This window comes from Collimonas silvisoli (assembly GCF_018305005.1).
In the GTDB taxonomy this organism is placed as follows: domain Bacteria; phylum Pseudomonadota; class Gammaproteobacteria; order Burkholderiales; family Burkholderiaceae_D; genus Collimonas; species Collimonas silvisoli.
On record NZ_JAGQEG010000233.1, the window covers coordinates 1 to 689 of the forward strand.

The 689-nt window shown below is 61.7% G+C and carries 1 pseudogene; it reads left to right on the top strand.

The window, feature by feature from the left end:
* A pseudogene (locus KHU33_RS26185) lies at nt 1-689 on the top strand (hypothetical protein); the annotation flags it as partial.

Consider the following 689-nt stretch of genomic DNA (forward strand, 5'->3'; position numbering starts at 1 on the left):
GGCGGCGACAAGGGCGATAGCAAGGCGGCGGACGGCAGCAGCAACGCTCCCGCAACCGTAGGCGGACAAAAACTGCAAACCTTCCAGACCGGCAGCACCGGCACCTCGGCAGGGATAGGCAGCGCCAGCGGCAGCAGTAGCAGCAGCACCCGCAGCGGCATCAGCGGCGGCGTCGTCACGATTACCGACGACGCGGCGCAACAAGCCAAAACCGGGACTACGGCTACTCAAACCGTCGCCAGCATCAATCGCGATGTCAGCACGGCCAAGGACAGCAGCGGGGCGCTGACCAAGGATTGGGATGGCCAGAAGCTCAAGGATGATGTTTCTGCGCAGGTGCAGATTACTTCGACGTTTGGGCAGTTGGCGGCCAAGAACATTGGTGATTATGCCGACGCAAAGCAGAAGGAAGCTATCAAAAACGGCGATGACGCAGAAGCCGCAAAATGGGCCGAAGGTGGCGCTTATCGTGTCGCGTTACACACGGCAACAGGCGCACTTGCAGGCGGACTAGGAGGCGCAGCCGGGGCATTTACGTCAGCCACGGCGATGACCGTCATCGGCGATGAAATCAACAAGATGGATCTGCCGAAAGACCTGAAGCAGGGATTGGCGCAGATCGCAGCAACGGCGCTGGGCGCGGCGATAGGCGGTGCTGCCGGGGCGGCTTCGGGATTGAATGTCGAGGC